We start from the raw sequence: 6326 nt of genomic DNA on the forward strand, positions 1-6326 counted from the left end.
CCGGCAGAAACGCCGACCGCCCGTTATGACTGCTGTGGGCGTCAGGCCGACGCAGGCTCCACTCGGCGCGGCCTGTAGGTCGTCGTCGAGGTGGAGCGCGAACGTCCGCATCCGGAAACGGATGACCGGCTGCGGAGCGACTTCGAGCGTTCCAACCGGTCGTCGAGCGCTGCCAAATGCCCGTTCGTGGGCAGGCCGCCGAGTACGTCTTCAAGGAAATAGGGTGCTCGGCGTCTCGCCGCGGCCGACGCCCCTTGGCCGGAGGGCGAGTACTGGGGCCGGGCCGCGACGCGAGCCGTGCGTGCGGTCAGTTCTGCAGCCGGCTGCCGCAGTAGTTGGGGTTGACCACCTCGAGCCCTGTTCCGGCACCATTGACCCTGACGAACGCGTAACAGGTACTGAGAAGCCCGAAGTCTGCGTCCAGGTCGGTGGTGGTGATGAGCCCGTCGGCGTCGTAGTGATGGACCGCGCGGAGGCCGTCGATGAAACTCTGCCTGGTTGGGCACTTCCCCGCTGCCTCCAGACCGCGGACGAGCATGTCGCCGATGACGTACCCGGTGAGGGCCACGGCCTGGTTCGGATCGGCCAGCTCCGGCGCGTACTTCGCGATGGCGCCGCGGTAGGCGTCGAGAGCCGGCGTCTCGATCTGAAACGGGAGGTAGACCGCATAGGATGTCACGCCGGCCAGTGCCGGCCCATACTCGCTCAGCAGATCAGCGCTCACTTCCTGACCAGTCAGCGTCACCTTCAGCGGGACTGATGCCTGCCGAGCGGCCGCGAYGATCTGCGCAAGCGCCTCGGGGCTCATCATCGTGACCAGCGCGTCGACGTGGTCGGTGACCATCCGCTCGGCGAGCTGCTGCGCGTTCGCCGGTCCGGGGGTGTAGGTGACCACCTCGTCGCCGGAGATCTTCACGCCGGCGGCGCGCAGGCTGCGGACGATCTGGTCGGCGGTGTCCTTCGACGCCTTGCCCTCGAGAACGTTGCTGACGACCAGCGCGCGGGTACCGCCCTGCGTCCGGACGAACTTCCCGAACGTGTCTACCGCACCACCACCGCCCGCGAAGGGATAGGCGAACGCGAACATGTTGCGGTACCTGGCCCAGATGTCCTCGATGGCGAGCCCGACGACCGGGATCCGCTGCTCGGCCAGGTAGGCGGCCCCGCCCGATGTCGCCGTGGTCGTCTCGAGGACCGCGAACACGTTCTCCTGTTCGACGAGCTCGCGGGTCACGGTGCCGTTCGTCAGCTTGTCGCCCTGATCGTCGCGCCACTTGTAGACGATCGTGCGGCCGTTCACGCCGCCAGCGGCGTTCGCGACGCCGAGGCGTGCATCGATGCCGGATCGCGCCGCGTTCAGTGGGGCGGCCAGCGGCCCCGACGCCGGATATAACAGTCCCACCTCCACCTGATCGGTGGTCACGCCCGGTGTCTGGCAAGTACCAGCCGCGCCCGCGGAGTTTGCGTCGCCGCATGCTGTCGACATCGCCGCGCATAAGACGACGAGCGCGGCACCGAGCACGGAACCAGTGGATTTCACTACAGCTCCCCAGATCGTTCATCTCACGTGTTGGTTCATAAGCAGGGGCGGCACATGCATGCCGCGCGGCGCCGGCGCGTCCACCTGTCGGTCGGCCTGCCAGCGAATCCATCCGCCAGTGGCAAGCTGGTCGGCCCACCGCAGGACGAGCCTTGACAGCCGGGAGCCCGTGTACAGGGCGGCCGGGTTCAGGTACGGGATGCTCGATCAGGGTTCGGGACGAGCACATAGCGATGTCCACGGGGCCCACCGCACGCGCCGCGCCCCGATGCCGGTCTGATGGCGATCCGGGTGCGACACAACGGGTTGTGCGTCCCCTCGACGCCGGTCTGGACGAGGCCGATGACGGGCATCTGGGCAAAGCGCGGGACTCTCCGGTGAAGCGCACGACGGGCCGGCGCGTTGTCAAACAGACCGCACTCAGGTCGCGTGGGCCGATTCGTGTCGCGACGTCGACAGGTCTGCGTCATCCGCCAAGACCTGTCAGTCGATCAGTGCCTCGGTCGGCAACCGGTGTACCGGCAAACATGCGCGATCGGCGGCGTGAGCCTCCGGCCGCCCACTCGAACCGGGCCAGGGAACACACCCGTTTGCGATGGCCGGCACGCCGTCGCCAGCCGCGTGCACCTCATCGCGATATACCAACACGTCCATCCAGCCCAGCGAGTTCGGCCAAACGGGCGTATCGCACGGCCCGCTGTCGTCATCGCACGTGTGCATAAACGCAGCCCGAGGAAGCACCAATAATCACATCAGGGCAGCCTGATCRCCGCCATGGCTGTCCATGCCGGCTCGATTGAACCAACCCTCCATACGACCGATGGACAGGCTGACTTGGCCCGCGGCCGACTTGGCCCGCCAGTGCACCCAACCGACGAAGTTCGGGTTCCAGATGCCCCGCAGGGACTATCGCCCGGCCGACTACCTACCTCGCCCTGATCAGGTTTCAGACGCCTTCCACTGTAGATGCGACACGCCAAGGACCAGCGGTGTGTGGTCCGCGAAGCATAGCGGACCAATGTCGCTGCCGAGCCATGCCGATACGGACGATCCCATCCGATCCCTGCAGGTCACCCGCAACCCAGGCATCATCTCAGGAGCCGCACCCTGCCTCCGTACGCCTGTATAGCAGATCGGGCTGCTGCTGGCTAGTCTGTCCGAGCCGAGATGTGGCCGACCCGGCGGCAAGCCGGTCCCTCGAAGCGGTTCGTGTGTCGACCACGTGTCGTGTTGACGGGCCGGCGTGACTAAGTGGACGATGCCTGGTGCAGCATGGCGCGGGCTCGGACGCTCAACCGCTCACACATGTCGGCGTCGCTCACGGCCAAGGCGGCCGCCTCCATTGGGAATGCCACCATCACGTCGTCGACCTCGGTGCCTGAGCGGACGAGGCCGCCCGCGCGGCCGCATTCCGGGAGAGGCTCGAAGGCGGCGGCAGTATGGTCGGTGAGCCGGGTGAACCGTACTACGTCGGTGAAGGTGAGCGCGTGGGCGACGCTGCGGTTCTCCATCTGCATGCCTGGTATGAAGTCGAACAGTCTGATAACACCGTCCAGCTGGTCCCGTCGCTCGACGACCCGTTGTTCGATCAGCGCCACATTGTCCTCGAGCAACATCGTGGCAGGCTCCTCGCGGGTGGCGAAGTCGCACTACAGCGTGGTCCGGCTCACCGCGGCGCCACGGGCCACCTCTTCCAGAGGAACCTCGGGACCGTGTTGGCGGACACTTACCGGGCCGCGGCCAGCAGCCGCTCCCGGTTGCGCGCAGCGTCGCGCCGTATGGCCGGCTGACGATCATCCAGTATGCCCAGGAGGCTACTCGCCAGGATGCGTACGTAGATGTACGGTTCGTCTCGACCGACGACGGCCGCCGAGCGGCGTGACCATGGAACGTCGGACGTTCGGCCTGGTGACGGCCCCGCCATGGTGGCTTGTCGGCCCGCCGTCCTGGCCGCGACGGAGCTCTTTGCGTGGTCGGGTTGGTTCTGCCGCCGAGCCGTGGTTGGGCATCCGTGGCGGCTGGCTCTGGTGCCCGGCTGACACCAAGATCGACGGGGTCCGCATCCATCCGGCCAGACACGACCCAACGGCGCCCGGCTGCTCATGAACAACCGTCGGGACTCGGACGTCGGCCGCGGGTCTCGGCAACCTACTCGCAACAGGGAGATGTGCGTGGAAGGGCTAAAGGACAAGGTCATCATCTTTGCCGGCGGCGGAGGGTTGGCCACCGCAGCGGCGAAGTTCCTGGGGGCCGGCGGTGCGACGGTCGTCGTGGGTGACGTCGTCGAAGCCTCGGCCGAACGTGCGGTTCGGGCCGCCAAGGACGCCGGAGGCGATGGCGTCGCGCTGGCGGTCGACATCTCAGACGAATCCCAGGTCAAGCGCCAGGTCGATCTCGCGGTCAGCAAATATGGTCGCGTTGATGGCTTGTTCAACGTGGCGGCCAACGTCCATCCCGACGAGGTCCGCCGTGACACCAACGTGGTCGACATCGACCTGGCCGCCTGGCAGCGCACCATCGACGTCAACCTCACCGGCTATCTGCTGACCCTCAGGCATGCGCTTCCCCACATGATCGCCGGTGGCGGCGGATCCGTGGTCAACACGATGTCCGGGGCCGCATTCGGCGGCATGGCGGACAAGGTTGCCTACTCGGTGACGAAGGCCGGGATCGGCGCCCTCACCAGGCACGTCGCCAGCAAGTACGGCAAGGACGGGGTACGCGCCAACGGAGTGGCGCCGGGCCTGGTCATGACCGAAATGGCGAAACTGACCCTACCGGAGGAGTTCCGGGACGCGCTCCTGGCGACAACGCCCGCGCGGCGCCATGGGGAGCCTGACGACGTCGGAGCGTTCGTCGCGTTCCTGCTCTCGGACATGTCCGAATGGGTCACCGGGCAGACGTTCTCGGTCGACGGTGGAATCACCATGCGCTAGTGCGCTGTCCACGAACGTTGGCGGGTAGTTCAGGCGGCTTGTGATCGTGGGCGTCCCCAGCGTTGTTGGCGTTCGGCGCGGATGCGGGCGCGTTCGCGGCGTTGGGCGGCCAGGACGGTGGGGTGGCGGGCGTTGGCGTTGCGCCAGCGCAGGTAGGACTGCAGGTGGCGGGCGAGCACGGGGTGGATGGCGTGGTTGGAGTTGGCCATGACGAAGGTGCGTAGCGGGCCGAACTGGGCCTCGATCGGGTTCGCCCACGAGGCGTAGGTAGGGGTGAAACACAGTTCGACCTGGTTGGACGCCGCCCATTTTCGGATCTTCGGGGTCTTGTTCGCGGACAGGTTGTCCAGGACCACGTAGACCGGGGCGTCGTCCGGGCGGGCGACGCGGATCGTCCGCAGGGCCGCGAGGGTGTTCTCCCCGCCCTTGCGGCGCCGCGCCACGCCCCACAGCTGGTCGTCGCCGAGGGTGTAGCAGCCGTGGAGGTAGCGGACGCCGTGGGTGCGGGTGTAGGTCGCGGGCAGCCGGTCGGGGTGGCTTTCCCCGGTTCAGCCGGTGCCGTGGGTCGGGCGGATCGAGAGCGGGCCGAACTGGTCGAAGGCGAAGCAGCGGTTCGGGAACGTGCTGGTCACATACTCGATCCGGTCCAGCTTCGCTTCCTTGTCGGGGTCGGTCGACTCCTTCCAGGTCCTAGTCCGTTGGAACGAGATCCCGTTCGCGTGCAGCAGTTGGCGCAGCCGCTCCCGGCCGACCGTGACGTTGCGGTCGGGGTTGTCGGCGAGATAGGCGGCGAGTTTGCGCAGGCTCCAGTGCGTGAACGGCCGCCCGAGTTTCGTCGGGCGGGTGGTGGCCGTCGTGACCAGGAACTGTTCGTCCTGCTCACTGATCAGGCGGGGACGGCCTCCCGCCCACCGAGGGTCCAGGCAGGCCAACCCGATCCGGTTGAGGTTGTGGATCACGTCGCGGACCGTGTCCTCGTCCGCGGCCACCAGCCGGGCGATCGCCGCCACCGGTGTCCCCGCCGCCGACGCCATCACGATCGTCGCCCGCCGGACCCGGACCTAGGAATGCGTGCCCCGCCGGACGATCCCCTGCAGACGGCGGCCTTCCTCGTCGGTCAACCGCCGCGCCCTTACGGGCTCCGCCACCCGCCACCTCCCAGTACCGGACAGACGAGGCCGGTACCGACAGTGCACGCCCACCCAGCCCATCAGCCGCAGCCAGCCCGGCGTGTCCCAAACCGGCGAAAGTTCGTGGACAGCGCACTAGTGTGCCCCGTCAGAAATTAGGCKGGTAAGTACTACTCTGTCGCTATGGTGCGTTCCGGCTCTGCTGCGGTTGAGGTCGTCCTGTCTGAGGACGAGCGTGGCGAGTTGGTCCGGCGGCTGGGCGATGTGGATCRCCGGGTCGTGGAGCGGGCGCGGATCGTGTTGGYGGCKGCGGAGGGCCTGTCGAACCCGGAAGTGKCCGCGTCGGTCGGGGTGTCGTTGCGGACGGCGGGCCGCTGGCGGCGGTCGTTCGCCCGTGGCCGGTTGGCTGGTCTGGAGGATGCTGCTCCGTCGGGTCGGTCGAAGGCCGCGGAGCTTGTGCTGTCCGAGCCCGAGCGGGTCCAGTTGGAACGCTGGGCGCGGCGGGCGAAGACGGCCCAGTTCCTCGCGTTGCGGGCACGGATCGTGCTGCGCGCCGCTGAGGGCGGGACTGATCGGCGGGTCGCCGCCGAGCTCGGCGTCGACGAGTCGACGGTGCTGCGATGGCGGACCCGGTTCACCGAACGTCGCCTCGACGGGCTGTCCGACGAGCCGCGGGTGGGCCGGCCCCCGTCGATTCTGCTCGACCAGGTCGAGGACGGA

4 protein-coding genes and 1 pseudogene are annotated in these 6326 nt (G+C 68.0%); 2 read left to right on the forward strand and 3 right to left on the reverse strand.

Annotated features, from left to right (window positions below; genetic code table 11):
• Window positions 1-307: 307 nt before the first annotated feature.
• Complete coding sequence (locus BCD49_RS37560) at window positions 308-1423, reverse strand: ABC transporter substrate-binding protein (RefSeq protein WP_241832476.1); 1116 nt, start codon at window positions 1421-1423, stop codon at window positions 308-310.
• Between the two features lie 1364 nt (window positions 1424-2787).
• A complete protein-coding gene (locus BCD49_RS37565; RefSeq protein WP_007510745.1) occupies window positions 2788-3156 on the reverse strand; it encodes a hypothetical protein in 369 nt (122 codons plus the stop codon).
• A 555-nt stretch (window positions 3157-3711) separates the two neighbouring features.
• Between BCD49_RS37565 and BCD49_RS37570 the strand changes: the two genes are divergently transcribed.
• Window positions 3712-4476, forward strand: coding sequence for an SDR family NAD(P)-dependent oxidoreductase (locus BCD49_RS37570; protein WP_007510743.1), 765 nt, complete (start codon window positions 3712-3714; stop codon window positions 4474-4476).
• A 29-nt stretch (window positions 4477-4505) separates the two neighbouring features.
• Here BCD49_RS37570 and BCD49_RS46685 read toward each other — a convergent pair.
• Window positions 4506-5624: pseudogene (locus BCD49_RS46685) on the reverse strand (IS630 family transposase).
• A gap of 165 nt (window positions 5625-5789) precedes the next feature.
• Here BCD49_RS46685 and BCD49_RS37580 point away from each other — a divergent pair.
• On the forward strand, window positions 5790-6326 hold a 537-nt coding region (locus BCD49_RS37580), incomplete at its 3' end, for a helix-turn-helix domain-containing protein (protein ID WP_158072988.1).

The sequence above is a fragment of the Pseudofrankia sp. EUN1h genome, assembly GCF_001854645.1.
Classification (GTDB): Bacteria; Actinomycetota; Actinomycetes; order Frankiales; family Frankiaceae; genus Pseudofrankia; species Pseudofrankia saprophytica.

What these genes read in the sequence shown, in the direction of transcription:
- BCD49_RS37565 (WP_007510745.1), bottom strand. Translation starts at nt 3,156, where the DNA reads ATGTTGCTCGAGGACAATGTGGCGCTGATCGAACAACGGGTCGTCGAG.